This is a genomic window from Brachybacterium sp. EE-P12 (assembly GCF_003711805.1).
Classification (GTDB): Bacteria; Actinomycetota; Actinomycetes; order Actinomycetales; family Dermabacteraceae; genus Brachybacterium.
Window position 1 is genome coordinate 224,436 of the sequence record NZ_QXCP01000004.1, and the last position, 21,303, is coordinate 245,738.

Below are 21,303 nucleotides of genomic sequence, written 5' to 3' on the forward strand. Positions count from 1 at the left end.
CCGGGGCACGTTTGGGTAACGGCGGACACGGTTCGGTCACGGCCTGGGGAAGTTGTCCGGAATGCCGCCTCACATCTGCTGCGGAGCGTTCACCCCGAGCGCGTCCAGACCCTCCACCAGCACCCGCTCGGTGAGCTCGGCGAGGGCGAGCCGGCCGGCCCGCACCTCGGCGTCGGCCTCCTTGAGGATGGGGGAGGCGTCGTAGAAGGCGGTGAACGCCTGCGCGAGGGAGAAGAGATAGGCGCACAGGCGGTGCGGCTCGTACTCGGCGCCGACGGCGGCGAGCGTCGGCCCGAACTCGAGCAGCTGCAGGGCCAGCGCCCGCTCCGCGTCGTTCGCGACCAGCGGCGCCTCGGCGGCGGTGACGCCCTCGGCGGCGGCGCGGCGGCCGATCGAGCGGATCCGCGCCACCGCGTACTGCAGGTAGGGGGCGGTGTTGCCGGTCAGCGCGAGCATCCGGTCGAGGTCGAAGGTGTAGTCGGAGTCGTGCGCGGTGGAGAGGTCGGCGTACTTCACGCCCCCGATGCCGATGTCGTGCGCGATCTGCTCCCGCTCCGCCTCGGGCAGGTCGGGGCGCAGCTCGTCGATGACGGTGCGGGCCGTGGCCACGGCCTCCTCGAGCAGGGCCATGAGCCGCAGCGAAGCGCCGGAGCGGGTGCGCAGGATCTTCCCGTCCTCGCCGAGGACGGAGCCGATCTTCACATGCGTCGGCTCGACGCTCTCCGGCAGCCAGCCGGCCTCGCTCGCGGTGGTGAACACCATGCGGAAGTGGAGCTCCTGCGCGGTGCCGACGACATACGCGATGCGGTCCGCGCCGAGGTCGCGCACCCGGTGCCGGATCGCGGCGAGGTCCGTGGTGGCGTAGCCGTAGCCGCCGTCGGACTTGCGGATGATCAGCGGGAGCGGCTGCTCGTCCCGGCCCGTGAAGCCCTCGGGGAAGACGCACAGCGCGCCGTCGGAGATCCGGGCGATGCCGTCGGCCTCGAGGTCCTCGCACACGCTCTCGAGCTGGTCGTTGTAGGTGGACTCCCCGGCGAGGTGCTCATCGGTGAGCGTCACGTCGAGCATGTCGTAGATGCGGTGGAAGTACTGCTTGGACAGGTCCACGAGGTTCGTCCAGATGCGCAGCGACTCCGCGTCCCCGGACTGCAGGGTCGCCACGCGCCGCCGGGCGCGCTCGGCGAAGTCCCCGCCCCCGTCGAACTTCGCGCGGGCCGCCTGGTAGAACGCGTTGGGGTCCGTCTTGAGCAGCTCCGCCTCGGGGCCGTCCTCGCCCACCTCGAGGAGGTGCTCGATGAGCATGCCGAAGGGGGTGCCCCAGTCGCCGATGTGGTTCTGGCGCACGACGGCGTGGCCGAGCTTCTCGAGCGTGCGCACGATCGAGTCGCCGACGACCGTGGTGCGCAGATGGCCGACGTGCATCTCCTTGGCGACGTTCGGCGCGGAGTAGTCGACCACCACGGTCTCGGCGCGCTCGGGGACGGGGGCGCCGAGTCGCGGATCGGCGGCGAGCTCGGCGGCCTGCGCGGCGACCCAGTCGGTGCGCAGGCGGATGTTCAGGAAGCCCGGTCCCGCGATCTGAGGTTCCTCCGCGATGTCGGAGAGCTCCACATGGGCGAGGATGTCCGCGGCGATGTCGCGGGGCTTGCGGCCCAGGCGCTTGGCGAGCCCCATCGCGGCGTTGCACTGGAAGTCCGCGAACTGGGAGGGGCGGATGATCGGGTCGGCCTCCGCGTGCTCGGGCCCGAAGGCGGCGGCGAAGGCGGACTGGAAGCGCTGGGTCAGCACGATCTCGGGAGCAGGCATGCGCCCAGGGTAGTGGGCGCGCCGCACGGCCGGGGGACAGCCCCCTGGCCGCGGACGGGCACGGTGCCTACCCTGGGCGCATGCGTTCCCTCCTGAGCCTGGTCCTGAACATCATCTGGCTGCTGACCGCCGGCTGGTCCCTGTTCCTCGGCTATCTGCTCGCCGGCCTCCTGGCCTGCGTGCTCATCGTCACGATCCCCTTCGGCCTCGCCTCCTTCCGCATCGCCGGCTTCGTGATCTGGCCCTTCGGCCGCGAGGTCGTGGACACCGGGCGCGGCGGCGCGGTCGGCGCGATCGGCAACGTGATCTGGTTCGTGATCGCCGGCTGGTGGCTCGCGCTCGGCCATGTCGTCACCGCCCTCGCGCAGGCCGTGACGATCATCGGCCTGCCCCTCGCCTGGGCGAACATCAAGCTGATCCCCGTGACCTGCTTCCCCTTCGGCAAGGAGATCCTCGACGCGGACTCGGCCCGCGCCCGCATGCTCCCCACCGCGCGGTGAACGCCCTCCCGGCCGTCGACGAGACGGAGTACCGGCGCCTCAGCGACCTGCTCGCCGTGGGCCTCGCCGTGGTCAGCACCCGGGTGGGACCCCACGACCTGCTGGTGACCGTCGACTCCTATCTGGACATCTCCTACGACCCGCCGACGATGGGGATCGCCCTGTACGGGCTCTCCCGTGCCGCCGAGGCGGTCGAGGAGGCCGGTCACTGCTGCCTGAGCCTGCTCGCCGAGGACCAGCAGCATCTCGCCGACCGCTTCGGCACCCCGGGCGCGCCGCTGCAGGGGATGCTCTCCGGGATCGAGGCGGGACGCACCGGCGACGGGGACGCGATCCTGCCCGGCGCCCTCGCCCACTTCGCCCTCCGCATCACCCAGGGCGTGGACGCGGCGACCCATCGGCTCCTGATCGGCCCTGTCGTCGAGATGGGGCAGGGGAGCGCGGACGCGGGACCGGCGATCCGGTTCGCGGGCGAGAAGCGGGAGCTGCGCGCGTGAACGCGCTGCTGCGCCTCGCACTGCGGACCGTCGCCCGGGCCGGCCGCTTCGACGTGCGTGAGGACTACCAGCGCGTGCGCGCCCTCCAGCGGCGCCTGGCCGCCCTGCCCCCGACCCGCTACCGCACGCCCACCTGGGACACCTTCTCCGACGCGCCCGACGGCCACCGGGTGCCGGTGCGGGTGTTCACCCCCGAGCAGCGCCGCCGCGAGGACCTGCTGCTGTTCTTCCACGGCGGCGGCTGGGTTACCGGCGACATCGAGAGCTACACCCCCGCCTGTGCCACGATGGCGGACCTCACCGGCTGTCGCGTCGCCTCCGTCGACTACCGCCTCGCCCCCGAGCATCCTTTCCCCGCCGGTCTCGAGGACTGCTACGGCGTCGCCCGGGGCCTGCTCGAGGACCCGGTTCGCGCCGGGCTCGAGGACCCGGAGCGGATCGTGCTGGTGGGCGACTCCGCCGGCGGGAACCTCGCCGCGGCCGTCTCGCTGCTGCTGCGCGAGAGCGGGCACCGCGTCCCCTCCCGCCAGATCCTGCTCTATCCCGTCACGCACTGGGATCACGACCCGGCGACCTCGCCCTTCGAGTCCGTGCGCCGGCTCGGGGACCGCTACCGGCTGACCAGCACCGAGGTGCAGGACTATCTCGAGCTGTACGTCCCCGACCCCGCGCTGCGAAGCAGCCGGCTGGTCGCCCCGCTGATGGCAGAGGACCTCGCCGGCCAGCCCGACACGCTCGTGCTCAGCGCCGGGCTGGACCTGCTCTGCGACGAGGGGGAGGCCTACGGGCGGGCCCTCGCCGAGGCCGGGAACCGGGTGCGGATCCACCGCCTCGAGGAGGCGCTGCACGGCGTGATCACCCTGCCCCGCTTCGCCCGCCCCCTGAAGGAGGCGTACGCGGTCATCGACGAGTTCCTGGAGCAGGGGCCGTGAGGCTGCGGCCGCCGACGCGCCGGCGACGCTGGGTGCGGCTGGACAACGCCTCGAACATCTTCCTCGCCGCACGCAGCGACGTGGACACGAAGGTGTTCCGCATGGGCGCCGAGCTCGATCACGAGGTCGATCCGGTGCTGCTCCAGGAGGCGCTGGACGCGACCTTCGAGCGCTTCCCGCTCTATCACGCGGTGCTGCGCCGCGGCGTGTTCTGGTACTACCTCCAGGACAGCGACCTGCGCCCCGTGGTCGAGCCCGAGACGGAGCACAGCTGCGCCCCGATCTACCAGGCCGACCGCCGCACGCTGCTGTTCCGCGTGGTCCACCACCGTCGGCGCGTGAGCCTCGAGGTCTTCCACGCCCTGTCCGACGGCACCGGTGCGCTGTGGTTCCTCAGCGCCCTGCTGGAGGACTACTGCCGACGGCGCTGCGGCGGGGGCGAGGCCGCCGTCGACGAGCGGTCCGAGCCCGAGGTCCACGAGCTGACCACCGACTCCTTCGCGCAGCATTTCCGGCGCCGCAGCCGGCAGGAACGGGCCGTGCACGAGGAGGAGTTCAGCCGCGAGGCGGAATCCGCGGTGCTGCGGCTCGAGGAGGAGGAGCCCGAGATCGCCGAGCCTCCCGAGGCCGAGCCCGCCCCGGAGCCTGCCCCGCCCGCCCCCGGACGGGTGCTGCATCTGCGCGGGACCCGCACCCCGGACCACCGCACCCGGCTCCTCGAGCTCACGATGCCGGCCGCCCCCGTCATCGCGTTCGCGAAGGCGGAGGGGACGGCCATGTCGATGTACCTCACCGCCATGTTCTTCGAGGCGATCCGCCGCACCGGGGCCCTGGAGGAGGCGCCCGCCGGCACCCGGACCCTCGCCGCCTCGGTGCCGGTGAACCTGCGCCAGTTCTTCCCCTCCGCCTCGGCCCGGAACTTCTTCGCCACCATCACCGTCTCCCACACCTACGGCCGGGGCGGGGACGGCCTCGGCGAGGTCGCCCGCGACCTGCAGGAGGCCTTCGGCGCGGAGGCCACCCCCGACGCGCTCGAGGACAAGCTGCGCCGGCTGATCCGGGTGGAGCGCTCGCCGCTGGCCCGGATCGTGCCCCGCCCGCTCAAGGACCTGCTGCTGGGGCTCGCGAACCGGGCGAACAACCGATCGCTCACCGTCGCGATCTCCAACCTCGGCCGGGTGACGCTGCCCGAGGCTGCCGCGCCGCATGTCGGCCGGATGTTCTTCCACGTCTCCGCGGCACGGCCCCAGTTCTGCGCCATCTCCCACGCCGGGCTGCTCACGATCTCCTTCACCTCGCCCTACGTGGAGACCGCGCACGTGCGCGAGTTCGCGCGGATCCTCGCCGAGGCCGGGATCGAGGTGTCCCTGGCCGCACCGCGGACCACCGAGGCGGAGCTCGCGGAGGTGGGCCGATGAGGAGATGCCCGGACTGCACCGTCGACGTCGAGGGCGGATGGACCCGCTGCCCCCTGTGCGGGAGCGCGCTCGAGGGCCGCAGCGTGCCCAGCCCCTACCCGGCCGTGCCGCTGCGCTTCACCCGTCGCCGGGTGCTGCGGGTGCTCGCGCTGACCTCGCTCGCGGTGATCGCGCTGTCCTTCCTCGCCCAGCTGCTGTTCCGTCCCGACCAGCAGGGCATCGGCGCGCTGCGCACCGTGTGGCTGGGCGTCGTGGCGACCTGGCTCGTGGTGCTGGTGGCGATCGTCAAGCGCCGCAACCTCGCGAAGTTCATCGTCTACCTCGTCGCGCTCGCCGGCGGGGTGTGCGTGTACTGGGACTATCTCACCGGCTGGGACGCGTGGTCGCTGACCTACGTGGTGCCGATCCTGTGCGCCGCCTCGATCGTGGGCCTGGTGATCACGGTGCGCGTGGTGCGGATGCAGGTGGGAGACCACGTCGTCTACAGCGGGCTGACGGTGCTGCTGGGGCTCACCCCGCTCGTGTTCCTGGCGCTGGGCTGGGTGGGCACCGTGATCCCCTCGGCGATCTGCGGCGGGCTGAGCGCGGCCGCGATCGTGCTGCTGCTGACGGTGCGCGGCGGAGCGGTGCGGCACGAGCTGGCCAAGCGCCTGCATCTGTAGCGGAGCTCTCGAGGTCGCTCGCGACCCCGACGGCGCGCCGACGGCCGCTGCGGCCCCGCGCTCCTTAGGATTCACGAGAACGCATGTGCCCGTGGAAGCCCAGGGGCGACGGACGGCAGGGAGAGAAGGTCGATGGACAGGGACCCGCGCGAGGACGAGACCCAGGACGCCGACTGGATCTTCGCGATCGACGACCCCCACAGCCTCCCCACCGACCGCCTGCCGAGCCGGGAGGAGTTCGACCGCTACGCGGCTCCGCTGCTCGCCCGCCGCGAGAACGGCCCCGCCCTCCCGCCCGACACCGCCACCGGCGCGATCCCCGCGATCGAGGACGACGCAGCGGAGGCGCCGGACGGCGGCGGCGAGGACGTGGTCGCCCCGCTCGCCCGCCCCCGGGTCGTCTCCTACGCCCGTTCCGGCACCACCCCGAACGCGGAGGACGACGAGATCCCGATCGCGGGCTTCCAGCTCCCGGAGCGGTTCAAGGACCTGGGGCTGTTCGACGCGCTGCGCGACGTGCTCGCCCTGATCTGCCTCACCGCGGCGCTGACCACGGTCTTCACCGTCGCCCACAGCCCGGTGCTGGACCTGCTGGGCAAGATCGCGATCGGCCTCGCGCTGGCCGCGCTCGTCGCCGTCCACGCCCTGCGCTGGATCCCGGCGTCCCCTCCGCTGCGGGCGCTGCGCGTGCTGCGGATGGCGGGCATGGCCCCCGCCCTGCTGGTCGCCGTGCTCGTCCTCGGCGCTGACCTCGTGCTGTCCCTGCCCGTGCTCTTCGCGCCGCTTCCGGACGGCCCGCCCGTCGGCATCGGCGTGGGCGTGCCGCTGCTGCTGCTCGGCGCGATCCTCGGCATCGAGCCCCGCGCCCATGAGGGCTATCTCCCGCAGGAGCGGGCCCGCCGCATCGCCCGCCAGGTGCTGCTGGGGGTGGGGATCGCTGCGGCCGCCGCCCTGCTGCTCGCCCTCGTGATGATCGTCGGCCGCCTGTTCACGACGGGCTGGCCGTTCTCCCTGGGCGCCTTCGCGAACACGCTGATCTCGGCGCTGCTGCTCGCCGTGGTCCTCGCCTCCGCGCTGCGCCGCGACCGCTCCTGGTACGTCTTCTCCACCGCGGTCGCCGCGGCGCTCGCGATCGGAGCACTGGCCGACAACAGCCTCGGCCTGCAGTTCGCGGCCCCGGCGAGCGTCGCGACCGGCTACGTCTACCTGCCCTTCCTCTTCGCGGCGCTGGGGCTGATGATCTCCCGCTCCTTCGTGCGCTCGATGCCGCTGTCCTTCCGCCGCACGGACTGGCTCGTGTACTCCGTGCGCGCCCTCGAGCTCAGCGCCCTCATGCACACCGCCGCCGTGCTGTGGCACCTGCTGATCGCGCTCGCGGCGACCTCCGCCCCCGTCGCCGGCGGCCCCGTGCTCCACCTCATCGACGCCGTGGTCTGCGCCTGCTTCGTCGTCGTCTCCCTGTTCGGCCGCACCGCGCTGCTGTCCCGGCCCGCGCTCAGCGCCCGCGCCAGCGGCGTCGTCGCCTCGCTGGTCCTCGTCGTCGTCGGCTTCCTCGACGTCATCGTGAACTCCATCGCGACCGCGAGCGGGGCGGGACTGGTCACCGGCGGCGTCGCGCTCGTGCTCGGCATCGCGACCGCGCTCATGCTCACCGTCCCCGCGCCCGTCCGCGACGAGTTCGGCGCCCCGGACATCACCCGCATGTTCGCCGACTTCCGGGCCCGCGACAACGGCCGCGTCTCGCTGCTGGACCTCGTCCCCGACGTCACCGAGGCCACCGCCGAGCGCAAGCCCTTCCCCCGCCGCTGACCGGCCCCGCCCCACCTCTGGAGACCCATGTTCCGCTGGAACCTGCACGGAGACGGCCGCACCGTCGCCCCCGACGCGATCGTCCTGCCCGAGGAGCGGCTGGCCTGGCCTCTCACCCTCGGCATCGGCGCCCAGCACGTCATCGCCATGTTCGGCGCGACCTTCCTGGTCCCGGTGATCACGGGCTTCCCGCCCTCGACCACGCTGCTCTTCTCCGGGATCGGCACCCTGCTGTTCCTCGTGATCACGAGGAACCGGGTGCCCAGCTATCTCGGCTCCTCCTTCGCCTTCATCGCCCCGATCACCGCCTCCACCCAGGCGGACTCCATGGGCGCCGCGCTCGGCGGCGTGCTCGTCACCGGCGTGCTGCTCGCACTGCTGGGCCTGCTCGTGCAGCGGATCGGGACGGGCTGGATCGGTCGGCTCATGCCCCCGGTCGTGATGGGCTCGATCGTCGCCCTGATCGGCCTGAACCTCGTGCCCACCACCTATGACGACAACTTCTCGCAGGCACCCGTCACCGCGACCCTGACCCTCGTCGCGATCATCCTGTGCACCGCCCTGTTCCGCGGGCTGCTGGGCCGGGTCAGCGTGCTGGTCGGCGTGGTCGTCGGCTATCTCATCGCGCTGGCGCGGGGCGAGGTGGACTTCACCCCGGTGCAGGAGGCGGCGTGGCTCGGGATCCCCGAGTTCCACCACCCGACCTTCCAGCTCGGGCTGCTGCCGATCTTCCTGCCCGTGATCGTGGTGCTCCTGGCGGAGAACGTCGGCCACGTGACCAGCGTCGGCACCATGACCGGCCGGAACCTCGACCACATGGTGGGCCGCACCCTCTTCGCCGACGGCGCGGCGACCGCGCTCTCGGCCACCTTCGGCGGCTCGCCCACCACCACCTACGGCGAGAACATCGGGGTCATGAGCGCGACCCGCGTCTACTCGACCGCCGCGTACTGGGTCGCGGGACTCGTCGCGATCGGGCTGTCGCTGTCCCCGAAGGTCGGCGCGCTGATCAACACGATCCCCCCGGGCGTGCTCGGCGGCGTCACCTTCGTGCTCTACGGCCTGATCGCGATCGTCGGCTTCCGCATGTGGATCGACGGGAAGGTCGACTTCGCCCGACCTGTGAACCAGATGACCGCGGGCGTCGCCCTCGTCATCGCGATCGCGGACCTGCACTGGGAGATCGGCGGCTTCGCCTTCACCGGCATCGCGCTCGGGACCGTCGCGGCGCTGGTGATCCACCACGGCATGCGCCAGCTCGGCCGCCTGACCGGCACCGACGTCGAAGCTCGCGAGCCCGAGGCGGAGACGCCCTCCCCGACTCGCTGAGGATGTGAAATCGCTGACCGTCGACGATCCGTGCAGAGCCTCCCCGCTCGGGTGATGACCTGCATCGACGTCCTTCCTGACGGCACGTGCCCGGTCTCCACGGCACCTGCGCATCCTTGACATCTCCTGCACAGTGGACGCGGCAACGCATACGACAGGAAAGGACCCAGATGAGCACGCCGGGCACGACCCAGGCACGTGAAGAGGCCTCCCCGGTCTCCGAGGAGATCGGGTGGCCGGAGGATCTCCCCAGGACCGTCCACCTCCCCAGGTCCCAGCAGATCGCCACCGGCGACTCCGACGACGAGATCACCGAGAAGCTGCGCCGCCAGGGCGCCCGCATCAGCAAGGGCACCATCGCCCCGGCCGTCTTCTGGCCCGCGATGGCCGTGGTGCTCGGCGTCGCGGTGCTGTCGATCATCTTCCCGGAGACCGCGGGCTCCGTGATGGAGAACTCCCAGAGCTGGATCGTGGCGAACGTCGGCTGGTTCTACATGCTCGCCATCGGCATCTTCGTCGCCTTCGCGATCATCGTCGCGCTGTCCTCCTGGGGCTCGATCCGGCTGGGCCGCGACGACGACGAGCCCGAGTTCGGGCTGATGTCCTGGTTCGCCATGCTGTTCTCCGCCGGCATGGGCGTGGGCCTGGTGTTCTACGGCGTCGCCGAGCCGCTCGGCTACACCACCAGCAGCCCCAAGCCGGGCTGGGACGTCGAGGGCGTCGAGGCTTCGGGCGTGGCGATGGCGCAGACCTTCCTGCACTGGGGCCTGCACCCCTGGGCCGCCTACGCCGTGATCGGCCTGGCCATCGCCTACGCGATGCACCGCCGCGGCCGCCCCGTCTCGATCCGCTGGGCCCTCGAGCCGATCTTCGGCGACCGGGTGAAGGGCTGGATCGGTGACGTCATCGACGTGCTGGCCATCTTCGGCACCGTCTTCGGCATCGCGACCTCCCTGGGCCTCGGCGCCCAGCAGATCGCCGCCGGCATGCAGGTCATCGGCCTGGTCGACGAGGTCACCACGAACTTCCTGGTCGTGCTGATCATCGTCATCACCTTCATCGCGACCCTCTCCGTGGTCAGCGGCGTCGGCGCGGGGATCAAGTGGCTCTCCAACGGCAACCTGACCCTCGCGGGCCTGCTCGCCGTCGCGGCGCTGCTGTTCGGGCCCACCGTGTTCATCTTCCAGAACTTCGTGGAGTCCCTCGGCATCTACCTCAGCGAGGTCTTCCACCTGACCCTCGACGTCGGCGCGTACTCCCGTTCCGAGGAGGCGCAGAGCTGGTTCGCCGGCAACACGCTGTTCTACTGGGGCTGGTGGATCGCCTGGGCGCCCTTCGTCGGCGTCTTCATCGCCCGCATCTCCAAGGGCCGCACCGTGCGTCAGTTCGTCGCCGGCGTGCTGCTGGTCCCCACCCTCGTGGGCATGATCTGGTTCTCCATCTGGGGCGGCAACGGCCTGTTCCGCCAGTGGTTCGGCAGCGGCGACCTCGGTGACATCACCGCCGAGGAGTCGATGTTCCGCATCTTCGAGCAGTTCCCCGCCACCCAGCTGCTGTCGGTGCTCGGCATCATCCTGGTCGCGGTCTTCTTCATCACCTCCTCCGACTCCGGTTCGCTGGTGGTGGACATGCTCGCCTCGGGCGGGCACCCGAACCCGCCGATGTGGTCCCGCGTGGTGTGGGCGCTGCTGGAGGGCGTGCTCGCCGCGGCGCTGCTGCTCTCGGGCGGTCTGACCTCGCTGCAGGCCGGTTCGCTGATGACGGCCCTGCCGTTCAGCGTGATCCTGCTGCTGATGTGCGTGGCACTGGTGAAGGCGCTCAGCCTGGACCGGGCCGTGCTCTCCGAGTACGAGCGCCAGCACCGCCTGAGCCGCGTCACGGCGCACGTCGCCGGGGAGTTCAGCCGGAAGCACCCCTCGAACGACGAGGTCACCTCGATCGTCGACGACCGCATCGACTACCGCCTCTCCCGCACGCGCGGGGGCATCGGTCGCGGCGGTCACCGCACGCGGGTGGAGGGCACGCCGGGCACCCCGAGCGCGCCTCCCGCGGAGGACTGACCCTCCCCGCACCCTCCGCCGACGGCCGGCGCCCGTTCAGGGCGTCGGCCGTCGGTCCGTGACGAGGGAGAAGAGGTCCTTCGGGTCGTCGGGGTCGGCGATCAGGTCGATCCAGCCCAGCAGGCCCGTGCCCTCGGTCGCGTCGAGGGCGCAGCGCAGCGCGGAGAAGTCCCCGAGCGCGAAGCCGACGGAGTCCAGCACCGTCACCTCCGTCTCGGAGGTGCGCCCGGGGGCCTGCCCGGCCAGGATCTGCCACAGCTCGGTGACCCCGAAGCCCGCGGGCAGCTGCTGGATCTCGCCCTCGACGCGGGTCTGCGGCTCGTACTCGACCACCACCCGCGCGTCCTCGAGGATCGCCGGGTCCAGCTCGGTCTTGCCCGGGCAGTCCCCGCCGATCGCGTTCAGGTGCACGCCGGGCCGCACCTGGCCGCGCTGCAGCACCGCGGCGCGGGTCTTGTCCGCAGTGCAGGTGGTGATCACGTCGGCTCCCTCGAGCGCCTCGTCGACCGTGGACGTCGCGTGGATCCGGAAGCCGAGCGGCTCGAGATTGCGGCGCACCTTCTCGACCGCCGCCTCGTCCAGGTCCATGACGCGCAGCTCCTCGATCCCCAGCACCGTCCGCATCGCGAGCGCCTGGAACTCCGCCTGGGATCCCGCCCCGATCAGGGCGTGGACCCGGGCTCCGGGGCGTGCGAGCTCCCGCGCGGCGAGCGCCGAGGTCGCGGCGGTGCGCAGCGCCGTCAGCAGCGTCATCTCGGCGAAGAGGATCGGGTAGCCGTTGTCGACGTCGGCCAGCACGCCGAAGGCCGTGACGGTCTGCAGCCCGCGCGCGGGGTTGTGGGGGTGGCCGTTGACGTACTTGAACGAGTACAGCTCCCCGTCGGTGATCGGCATCAGCTCGATCACGCCGTGCGCGGTGTGGCTCGCCAGGCGCGGGACCTTCTCGAAGTCCTCCCAGCGCAGCAGGTCGGACTCGAGGTATCTCACGAGGCCGGCGAGGATGCTGTCCGTGCCGTCGCGCCGGATCCAGCGGATGGTCCCGGGGACGTCGAGCAGGTGCGGCATGGTCCTCTCCTCTCGGGCGGCGCCTCGTCGCGCCGGAGCGAGGGTCGCTCCCGCTCCCAGCGTAGACGCCGACGGGGCCCGCCGGGATCCGCTCAGTACTCGATCACCACTCGTCCGTCGATCTTCCCCTCCTTCATCTCGCCGAGGATCTGGTTGATGTCCTCGAGGGAGCGTCGCGAGCAGGTGGGATGGATCTTCCCGGCGGCGTAGAACTCGATCGCCTCGGCGAGGTCCTGGCGGGTGCCGACGATCGAGCCGCGGATCGTCAGGCCCTTGAGCACGATGTCGAAGATCGGGGCGGGGAAGTCGCCCGGGGGCAGCCCGTTGAACACGATCGTGCCGCCGCGGCGGGTCATCCCGATCGCCTGCCCGAACGCCTTGGGGTGCACGGCCGTGACGAGCACGCCGTGGCTGCCCCCGACCTGCTCCTGGATCGCCTCGACCGGGTCCTCGACGCTCGCGTCCACCACGATCTCGGCGCCGTGCTTCGTGGCGAGGTCGAGCTTCTCCTGGGCGATGTCCACCGCGATCACGCGCATCCCCATCGCCACCGCGTACTGGACGGCGATGTGGCCGAGCCCGCCGATGCCGGAGATCACGACCCACTGGCCGGGCTGCACCTCGGTGCGCTTGAGCCCCTTGTAGACGGTCACCCCGGCGCACAGCACGGGCGCGATCTCGTAGGGGTCGGCGCCCTCGGGGATACGGGCGGCGAACCTGGTCTCGACCAGCATGTACTGGCCGAAGGAGCCGTCGACGCTGTAGCCGCCGTTGTTCTGCTCCTCGCAGAGGGTCTCCCAGCCGGTGCGGCAGTACTGGCAGTCCCCGCAGGCACTCCACAGCCAGGCGTTGCCGATCACGTCGCCGACCTTCACGTCGGTGACGCCCTCGCCGACCCTCTCGACCGTGCCCACCCCTTCGTGCCCGGGGACGAAGGGCGGGGAGGGCTTGACGGGCCAGTCGCCCTCGGCGGCGTGCAGGTCGGTGTGGCACACGCCGGAGGAGATCAGCTTGACGAGGGCCTGGCCGGGGCCGGGATCGGGCAGCGTGTACTCCTCGACGGCGAGCTCCCGTCCGAACTCGTGGACGACGGCGGCGGTCATGGTGGTGGGCATTCGGGTCTCCTCGGTCAGCCCGTCTCCGGGCAGCGGTGTGAGTGGTCCGTCCGCGCGGCACGGAGGGACCTGGGGGTGGTGGACTCGGCCGGCTCAGAAGAAGCCGAGCTTGTTCTCCGAGTAGGAGACCAGCAGGTTCTTGGTCTGCTGGTAGTGGTCGAGCATCATCAGGTGGTTCTCGCGGCCGATGCCGGAGGACTTGTATCCGCCGAAGGCGGCGTGCGCGGGATAGGAGTGGTAGTTGTTCACCCACACGCGTCCGGCCTGGATCGCGCGGCCTGCGCGGTAGATCGTGTTCTGCTGCCGGGACCACACGCCCGCGCCGAGCCCGTACAGGGTGTCGTTCGCGATCGAGATCGCCTGGTCGTAGTCGCTGAACCGCGTCAGGGCCAGCACGGGGCCGAAGATCTCCTCCTGGAAGATCCGCATCGAGTTGTCGCCCTCGAAGATCGTGGGGGTGACGTAGTAGCCGCCCGAGAGGTCCCCGCCGAGATCGGCGCGCTCCCCGCCCGTGATCAGCTTCGCGCCCTCCTGCCTGCCGATGTCGAGATAGGACAGGATCTTCTCGAGCTGGTCGTTGCTGGCCTGTGCGCCGATCATCGTGTCGGTGTCCAGAGGATCGCCCTGCGTCGTGGCCTCGACGCGGGCGATGCCGTCGGCGACGAAGGAGTCGTAGATCCCCTCCTGCACCAGCGCACGGGAGGGACAGGTGCACACCTCGCCCTGGTTCAGCGAGAACATCGCGAAACCCTCGAGCGCCTTGTCGTAGAAGGCGTCCTGCTGGGAGCCGACGTCGTCGAAGAAGATGTTCGGGCTCTTCCCGCCGAGCTCCAGGGTCACCGGGATCAGGTTCTGGCTCGCGTACTGCATGATGAGCCGGCCCGTGGTGGTCTCGCCGGTGAACGCGATCTTCGCGATCCGGGAGTTGGAGGCCAGCGGCTTGCCGGCCTCGGCGCCGAAGCCGTTGACCACGTTGACCACGCCGTCGGGCAGCAGGTCGCCGATCAGCTCGATGAGCACGAGGATCGAGGCGGGGGTCTGCTCGGCGGGCTTGAGCACCACGCAGTTGCCGGCGGCGAGCGCCGGGGCGAGCTTCCAGGTCGCCATGAGGATCGGGAAGTTCCAGGGGATGATCTGGCCGACCACTCCCAGCGGTTCGTGGAAGTGGTAGGCGACGGTGTCGTCGTCGATCTGGGAGAGCGCGCCCTCCTGGGCGCGGATCGCGCCGGCGAAGTAGCGGAAGTGGTCCACCGCCAGCGGCAGGTCGGCATTGAGGCATTCGCGGATGGCCTTGCCGTTGTCCCAGGTCTCCGCGACCGCGAGCAGCTCGAGGTTCTCCTCGATGCGGTCGGCGATCCGATTCAGGATCACCGCGCGCTCGGCCACGGAGGTCTTCCCCCAGGAGGGGGCGGCGGCGTGGGCGGCATCGAGGGCGAGCTCGACGTCCTCGGCGGTGGAGCGGGCGACCTCGGTGAAGACCTGCCCGGTCACGGGGGAGGGGTTCTCGAAGTACTCGCCCTTCACGGGCGGCACCCACTGCCCGCCGATCCAGTTCTCGTAGCGGGGCTCGAAGGTGACCTTCGAGCCCTCGGTGCCGGGGCGTGCGTAGACAGTCATGGCGTTCCCTTCGTTGCGATCGCGGACGGTCGAAGTCCCCTGACCGTAACCCGCGTCACGTTGCACGGACGTTGCACGGGGTGCGGAGGCGGCCGCTCAGCCCGCCTCGCCCCGCAGCTCGCGCGCCCGGGCCGCCGCCGCGGCCCGCTCGGGAGCGTCCGGAGCGGCGACCTGCAGGATCGCCATGAGCACCTCGAGGTCATCCGCCGTGGCGGGGAGCTGCGCGTAGGCCCACAGCTGCGTCGCGGTACCGCGCTCGAGCACCAGCTCGCGCAGGTGCTCACCCGTCCGGGCGCGCAGGTGCCGGATCGCGGGGGCCTCGGACTCCGGCAGCAGCTCGCCGCGCCAGTGGGTCAGCGCCGCGTCAAGATCCGCCCGGGAGAGCGCCGCGCGGGTTCGCCGCAGGTCGCTGTCGACCTCGCCCAGCAGTCGGTACGGGCGTGAGGCGATCTCGGGCCCGCCCGCCCGGCTGAGGACGCGGCGCAGGCGCACCACCTCGGCGCGCACGGTCCCTTCGGCGGACGCGCTCCCGTGCAGCTCCTCGGCGAGCTCCGCCCCGCGGATTCCCTCGCTCGCGAGATGGAGGAGGGTCAGCAGCTCGGCATGGCGCCGGCCGAGTTCGATCTCGTGGTCCCCGCAGCGCAGCAGCGGGGTGCGCCGCCCGGTCAGCAGCAGCTCGGCGGGCGAGCCGGGGGAGCGGCGGGGCTCGGGGAGCTGCCCGCGCAGCTCGTCCTGGACGGCGCGGGAGGTCGCCTCGAGCAGCGGCAGCACGAGCGGCGCGACGGCGTCTGCGCTGCCGGTCACGTCGAGGACTCCGACGGCGCGGCCGGTGCGCGGATCGAGCACGGGCACGGCGCTGCAGCTCCAGGCGTGCACCGCCTCGTGGAAGTGCTCCGCCCCCACCACCTGGAACGGGGTCCCGGTGGTGAGCGCGAGAGCCGGGGCGGAGGTGCCCATCGCCGGCTCGGACCAGTCGGCGCCCTCGGCGAAGCCCATCTCGTCGGCCCGGGCGGTCACCGAGGAGCGGCCCTCGACCCAGAGCAGACGGCCCGCGGCGTCGCCGAGGGCGACCACGAGCCCCGCCTCGACGGCCGGCTCGATCAGCCGCGAGCGCAGCAGCGGCAGCATCGCCGAGAAGGGATGGGCGCGGCGGGCCCGGTCGAGCTCGTCCCCCTCGAGCACCGCGCGCGCCGACCTCGCGCCGACGGGCGCCGCCGCCAGCGAGCGCCGCCAGGAGTCCAGCACCGGCGCGCGCACCGGCCACGGAGCGATCTCGGGGGAGGGGCTCGCGCGCAGCTCCGCATGCGCACGCCGCACGCGCGCCTGGTAATCGGAATCCGTCGGTGACCGGTCGGTGACGGTCATCCTGCCTCGCCCACGATCCACCTCGTCGTCGTTCGTGCCACAGGTGCGACGACGGTACCCCGGCGGGGGAGGGGTGGCAACGAGCGTGGGCGGGCCGGCCCGCTCATCCCTCGCCCGCAGCACGCCCCTTCGCTGTTCCGTTCGAGTGCGCGGGCGGGCCCTGCTCCCCGGCGTGCCCGGGCTTCCCCTGCTGCCCGGCATGCTCCGGCGGGCCGGTGCGCTTGCCGCCGTCCTCGCCTGCGCCCTGCTCGGCGACGAACACGGCGACGGTGTGCGCGGGCACGCTCACGGTCCCCGTCGCCGCGTCCCAGCTCGCGTCCTTGACCACGTCGTCGGCGCCGTTCGCCTGCACCTCGTGGAGCCGGTAGCCGAGCCCGGCCATGTCCTCGATCTGCTCGGTGAGCGGCTCGTCCGAGGCGTTGAAGACGGTGACCGCGCCGTCGAGGGCGGGGTCGACGTCGGGGCCGACGGTGTCGTCGATCCGCATCACGAGCAGGCCCGGGGTCGCCTCGGGGCCGGCGTTCGGGAAGGTGACCTTCTGGCGGATGAGGTCCGCGTCGCCGAGGGTGAACAGCGGGGTGGAGGAGCGCAGGCGCAGCAGGTCCAGGGTGACCTCGCTGCTGGTCGCGATGTCCTCGGTGGCGGGATCCTTCGCCGGGTCCTCGAGCATCGGCCCCATCAGCTCCCAGGCCTCGCCGTTCTTCTCCGCCGGCGGCAGCCCGTTCCCGTAGCCGTTGTCCTGCATCGACCAGTCGATGGCGTTGAAGTGGTCTCCGGAGTCGTAGCTGTCGCGGTCCAGGGACTTCGAGCGCATCAGGTCGGTGCCGCCGGCCCAGAAGGAGGGGGACTGGCCGAGCGCCACCGTCGCGAGCGACAGGGTGTTCATCCGCACCCGCACGTCCATCGGAGCGTCCTGCGGCAGCTTCCACACGTTCATGTCGTACAGCGCCTCGTTGTCGTGCGCGTCGACGTAGTTCACCGTCTCCTCGGGCGCCGTCGCGTACCCGGCCGGCGCACCGTTGTAGTCCAGCTGGTCCCCGCGCACCACCTCTCCGGTCGAGCCGAGCAGCTCGTAGTCGGCGAGGTTGCCCGCCATCCCGATCCGGATCAGGTCGGTGCGGTGACGCAGATCGGTCAGCTGCTCGGCCTCGCCCACCTCGGCGAAGCCGTTCGGCATGGTGGCGAGCCCGTTGCCGAAGCCCTGGGAGGTGCGCTTGTCGGTGTCGAAGGGGCTGCCGCCGTGCACGGCATCGCGTAGGCGGTCGTTGAAGGTGCCGATCGAGGTGCCGCCCAGCTGCCCCTGGGTGGCCTGGGTGAAGCGGGCGTTGTCGGCGACCTCGCCGAAGTCCCAGCCCTCGCCGTAGAGGTAGATGCCCTTCCCGTCCACGCCGTCGCTCTCGAGGGTCAGCTCGTCCAGCGCCTCGCGCACGGCGAGCATGTTCTCCCGGCTGTGATGGCCCATGAGGTCGAAGCGGAATCCGTCGACGCCGTAGTCCCTCGCCCAGGTCACGGTCGAGTCGACCATGAGCTTCTGCGCCATCGCGTGCTCGGTCGCGACGTTGGAGCAGCAGGTGGAGTTCTCGACCCCGCCGCTCAGATCCAGGCGCTGGTAGTAGCCGGGGACGATGCGGTCGAGCACGGAGCGCTCGGACTGCCCGTGCGCGGCGGTGTGGTTGTACACCTGGTCGAGCACGACCTGCAGGCCCATGGAGTGCAGCTGGCCGACCATCCCGCGGAACTGGCGCGTGCGCTCGCCGCCGACCTGGTGGCCCTCGGTCGCATACGAGCCCTCGGGCGCCATGTAGTGCAGGGGGTCGTAGCCCCAGTTGTAGGCGTCCTGGTCGGCGACGGCGGTCACCGCCTCCTGCTGCGCGGGAGAGGCGGGGCCGGCATCGGCGGGGATGTCGGGATGCTGCTGCGCGGAGCGGTCCTCCTCGATGGTCGCGATGTCGAAGGTGGGCAGCAGGTGCACCGTGGTCATGCCCGCCTCGGCGAGCTCGGCCAGACGCGCGGAGCCGGCCGAGTCCGGGTGGCCGACGGCGGCGTAGGAGCCGCGGATCCCCTCGGGCAGCCCCTCGTCCCCGGCGGAGAAGTCCCGCAGGTGCATCTCGTAGATGGTCTGGTCGGCGAACTGCGCGACCTCGGGGGCGGGCGTGTCGGCCCACACCTCCGGCGCCCAGCGCGGATCGTCGAGGTCCACGAGCACCGAATGGGTCGAGTTCACGGTCAGGCCCACGGAGTACGGGTCGGTGACGACGTTGGTGACGACCTGGTCGAGGGCGGGCACGTACACCTCGACCGCGAAGGTGTAGGCCTGGCCGGCCCAGTGCTTCCTTCCGTCGACGCTCCACGTGCCGTCCGCTCCGCGCCTCATCGGGAATTTCCGCACGGGGTCCGACGGGGCGGTGGACTCGTCCGCCGGGCCATGCAGCTGCAGGGTGACGGAGCGGGCCGTCGGCGCCCACAGTGCGAGGCTCGGCGCGCCGTCGTCCCAGGTCACGCCCAGCTCCTGCTCCGCGGCGGCTTCCGCGTAGAGCGCGTCGAGCACACCGGGGATCTGCAGACCTGTGAGCACTTCCAGACCGTCCGGGCCGTGCTGGGCGACGGCGAGCTGGCCGCGCAGAGCCTTCTCGAGCTCCGCGCGCTCGAGCTCGGGCAGGTCGAGGGCGAGGTGGCCGCTCAGATGCGCGCGGCCTGTGAGCTCGTCCTCGGCGAGGCCTCCCTCCCGCAGTGTCAGCTCGCCGAGGCTCCTCCCGCCGGTGGCCTCGTCACCGTCGGCGGAGATCCCGCCGCCCGACGAGGCCAACAGCTCCCAGCGCGTCGCGCCCGCGTCGGACACCAGGTCGGACGGCCAGGCGATCGTGTCCGTGTCGACGAGGTGGCCGAGCATCTGCCCGTCGCCCGCGGTGAGCGGATCGCCGGCGTCGATGGCGAGCTCGTGGGTGGCCGGGTCATAGGTGAAGGTCACACGAGCCCCTTCCTGTGTCGAGAACGTGTAGTTCGCCCCGCCGGGGGCGCCGCCGACGCCGTAGTTCTCGTCCCAGGACCCTCCGACAGCGACCTTGACCTCGTAGGTCCCGCGGGGCAGCGCGTCGGTGGTGAACGTGTACCGGCCGGTCGCGGCGTCGAGCACGAGCGCGGTCGCCTCGCACTGCGGCATCCAGTCCTCGGCACAGCCCAGCTCGTCCTGGAGCGAGCCGGCGAGCACCGGTTGGTCGGGGGCGAGCGCCTGCGCTGAAGGCGCCGCGATGAGCGCGGCGGCCGCGGTGGTCACGAGCGCGGTGAGCAGCGCCAGCGGGCGGCGCAGGGCGGGGGAGGGGGACATGCGGGGGACTCCTCTGTCCGGGCACTGGAAGGGGCGCCGCACTGCAACAACTTGCAGCACAGGCGCCGCGTCGGCGCGGTAGCGCCCGCCATCGACCCTAGAGCCTGGAGGAATCCTCCTCAACGGGTTCGGCAAACCTGCAAGAACTTTCAGTCCGTCATGGCCGGCATCCCGGGTGCGCAGGTGCGGTCCGCCGAGACATGCCGGTCGGGTGACCTGCGGGCGACCTGTGCGGTCTCGTCGGCCGGAGCGGTGACCGCCGCGGGCGGTACGGTCGGGGCGTGACCAGTGCGCAGACCTCCCTGTCCCTGTACCTGGACCGGCTGACCACGGCCCTGTCCACCGCCACCGCGGTCACCGACCCGGAGGCGGGGTGGGTGGACCGCGGCATCATCGGCGGCGCCGAGGCCGACGGCGAGATCCCCGCGCTCTCCTTCCTCTCCGGCGCGCGCGAGGACCATCTCGGCGCGGCCGTCTGCTCGCTCGAGGGGGAGATCACGGCCGCCGGCACCGACCACGCCTTCCCCATGCAGTCGATCTCGAAGGCCTTCGCCTACGGCGCCGCGATCGACCTGCACGGCATGGACCACGTCGATCAGGTCGTCGACGAGGAGCCGACGGGGGAGGAGTTCAACGCGCTGAGCATCGACCCCGTCACCAGGAAGCCGAAGAACCCGCTGGTGAACATCGGCGCGATCCGCACCCACGCGATGCTGGGCACCACGAAGGCGGAGCGCACGCAGCGCCTGCGCGCGGTGCTCGACGCGGCCGCCGGCCACCGGCTGGTCCCGCACGAGGAGACCTGGCGGGAGGAGGGCCGCAGCGCGGACCGCAACTACGCGCTCGCCTACATGCTGCGCGCGGCCGGCTCGATGACGGAGGACGCTGTCGAGGTGGTCGACGGCTACATCGAGGGCTGCGCCGTGCTCACCACCGTCACGGACCTCGCCGTCATGGCCGCGACCCTCGCCTCCGGCGGCACCAATCCGCTGACCGGGCAGAAGGTGTTCTCCCGCGTCGCCGCGCGGCAGGTGCTCTCCGTGATGTTCACCTGCGGGATGTACGACAACGCCGGGGACTGGGTCAGCGACGTGGGCCTGCCGGCGAAGTCCGGGGTGGGAGGCGGCATCATCGCGGCGCTGCCCGCCCGCTTCGGCGTGGCGAGCTATGCCCCGCAGCTGGACCTGCACGGCAACTCGGTGCGCGGCACCCTCTTCTTCGAGCGGCTCAGCGAGGACTTCTCGCTCCACATGCTCGACGGGGCGCGGCAGCGCGATCTCGAGGACGCGGCGCGCGAGCTGATGGACGCGGGGACGCACCCGTGAGCGCCGTGCGGGAGCTCGGCCCGGAGGAGTGGCGGATCTGGCGCGCCCTGCGCCTGAGGGCGCTGCGCGAGGACCCCGACGCCTTCGCCAGCACCCTCGCCTCCACCCTGGAGCGGGACGCGCAGGACGGGGAGGCCTACTGGCACGGGTACTTCACCCGCCCCGGCCCCGCCCTGATCGCCGAGGTCGACGGCGTCCCCGTCGGGATGGCGCGCGTGGTCGTGGAGGACGGGCCCGCGCACCTCTACTCGATGTGGGTCGCGCCCGAGGCACGGGGGAGGGGCGTCGGCGCGCTCCTGATCACGGCCGCCCTCGACCGGCTCGCCGCGCACCACCCGGGTCTCTCCCTGAGGCTGGAGGTCGTCGAGACGAACCTCCCCGCCCGCCGTCTCTACGAACGGAGCGGATTCACCCTCGTCGGCCCGAACCCCGAGGACGCGACCGAGATCCTCATGGAGCACGTTCCCGATCGGTAGAC

At 71.9% G+C, this 21,303-nt stretch carries 16 protein-coding genes; 10 read left to right on the forward strand and 6 right to left on the reverse strand.

Going from position 1 to position 21,303, the window contains the following annotated elements:
* Nucleotides 1–69 precede the first annotated feature (69 nt).
* Nucleotides 70–1,806 carry an arginine--tRNA ligase gene (argS, locus tag D1648_RS04160; RefSeq protein WP_122939555.1) on the reverse strand — a complete coding sequence of 579 codons (1,737 nt, stop codon included), beginning with the start codon at nt 1,804–1,806 and terminating at the stop codon, nt 70–72.
* Between the two features lie 80 nt (nt 1,807–1,886).
* Between argS and D1648_RS04165 the strand changes: the two genes are divergently transcribed.
* The 8 genes from D1648_RS04165 (at nt 1,887) to D1648_RS04200 (ending at nt 11,013) form a co-directional block, all read left to right on the forward strand.
* The gene (locus D1648_RS04165; RefSeq protein ID WP_122939556.1) at nt 1,887–2,306 is read left to right on the forward strand and encodes a YccF domain-containing protein; all 420 of its coding nucleotides are present in this window, start codon (nt 1,887–1,889) and stop codon (nt 2,304–2,306) included.
* The gene (locus D1648_RS04170) at nt 2,303–2,803 is read left to right on the forward strand and encodes a flavin reductase family protein (RefSeq protein ID WP_122939557.1); all 501 of its coding nucleotides are present in this window, start codon (nt 2,303–2,305) and stop codon (nt 2,801–2,803) included. Before D1648_RS04165 ends, D1648_RS04170 begins: the two co-directional genes overlap by 4 nt.
* Nucleotides 2,800–3,735, forward strand: a complete 936-nt coding sequence (locus D1648_RS04175) for an alpha/beta hydrolase (protein ID WP_122939558.1) — start codon at nt 2,800–2,802, stop codon at nt 3,733–3,735. Before D1648_RS04170 ends, D1648_RS04175 begins: the two co-directional genes overlap by 4 nt.
* Nucleotides 3,732–5,153: an alcohol acetyltransferase gene (locus tag D1648_RS04180; protein ID WP_122939559.1), complete on the forward strand. Its 1,422-nt coding sequence runs from the start codon at nt 3,732–3,734 to the stop codon at nt 5,151–5,153. Before D1648_RS04175 ends, D1648_RS04180 begins: the two co-directional genes overlap by 4 nt.
* Nucleotides 5,150–5,815 carry a DUF6320 domain-containing protein gene (locus D1648_RS04185; protein ID WP_122939560.1) on the forward strand — a complete coding sequence of 222 codons (666 nt, stop codon included), beginning with the start codon at nt 5,150–5,152 and terminating at the stop codon, nt 5,813–5,815. Before D1648_RS04180 ends, D1648_RS04185 begins: the two co-directional genes overlap by 4 nt.
* 132 nt (nt 5,816–5,947) lie before the next feature.
* A complete protein-coding gene (locus D1648_RS04190; protein WP_122939561.1) occupies nt 5,948–7,624 on the forward strand; it encodes a hypothetical protein in 1,677 nt (558 codons plus the stop codon).
* Nucleotides 7,625–7,651: 27 nt separating this feature from the next.
* A complete protein-coding gene (locus D1648_RS04195; protein WP_122939562.1) occupies nt 7,652–8,953 on the forward strand; it encodes a uracil-xanthine permease family protein in 1,302 nt (433 codons plus the stop codon).
* Between the two features lie 170 nt (nt 8,954–9,123).
* Nucleotides 9,124–11,013, forward strand: a complete 1,890-nt coding sequence (locus tag D1648_RS04200; protein ID WP_241155351.1) for a BCCT family transporter — start codon at nt 9,124–9,126, stop codon at nt 11,011–11,013.
* A 36-nt stretch (nt 11,014–11,049) separates the two neighbouring features.
* Here the strand turns inward: D1648_RS04200 and D1648_RS04205 are convergent, their stop codons facing one another.
* From D1648_RS04205 to pulA, 5 genes are all read right to left on the reverse strand, one after another.
* Nucleotides 11,050–12,078 (reverse strand): ornithine cyclodeaminase, encoded by a 1,029-nt coding sequence (locus D1648_RS04205; RefSeq protein ID WP_122939563.1) that lies wholly within the window; start codon nt 12,076–12,078, stop codon nt 11,050–11,052.
* A gap of 92 nt (nt 12,079–12,170) precedes the next feature.
* Entirely contained in the window at nt 12,171–13,193 is a 1,023-nt protein-coding gene (gene adhP / locus D1648_RS04210; RefSeq protein ID WP_122939564.1) for an alcohol dehydrogenase AdhP, read from the reverse strand.
* A 93-nt stretch (nt 13,194–13,286) separates the two neighbouring features.
* Complete coding sequence (adh, locus tag D1648_RS04215; protein WP_122939565.1) at nt 13,287–14,810, reverse strand: aldehyde dehydrogenase; 1,524 nt, start codon at nt 14,808–14,810, stop codon at nt 13,287–13,289.
* A gap of 96 nt (nt 14,811–14,906) precedes the next feature.
* Nucleotides 14,907–16,175: a transcriptional regulator gene (locus D1648_RS04220; protein WP_122939566.1), complete on the reverse strand. Its 1,269-nt coding sequence runs from the start codon at nt 16,173–16,175 to the stop codon at nt 14,907–14,909.
* A 103-nt stretch (nt 16,176–16,278) separates the two neighbouring features.
* Nucleotides 16,279–19,500, reverse strand: a complete 3,222-nt coding sequence (gene pulA, locus D1648_RS04225) for a pullulanase-type alpha-1,6-glucosidase (RefSeq protein ID WP_122939567.1) — start codon at nt 19,498–19,500, stop codon at nt 16,279–16,281.
* Between the two features lie 281 nt (nt 19,501–19,781).
* On the opposite strand from pulA, the gene glsA reads away from it, so the two are divergent.
* Together glsA and D1648_RS04235 are read left to right on the forward strand one after the other, a co-directional pair.
* The gene (gene glsA / locus D1648_RS04230; RefSeq protein WP_122939568.1) at nt 19,782–20,825 is read left to right on the forward strand and encodes a glutaminase A; all 1,044 of its coding nucleotides are present in this window, start codon (nt 19,782–19,784) and stop codon (nt 20,823–20,825) included.
* Nucleotides 20,822–21,301 (forward strand): GNAT family N-acetyltransferase, encoded by a 480-nt coding sequence (locus tag D1648_RS04235; protein WP_122939569.1) that lies wholly within the window; start codon nt 20,822–20,824, stop codon nt 21,299–21,301. Before glsA ends, D1648_RS04235 begins: the two co-directional genes overlap by 4 nt.
* Nucleotides 21,302–21,303 lie beyond the last annotated feature (2 nt).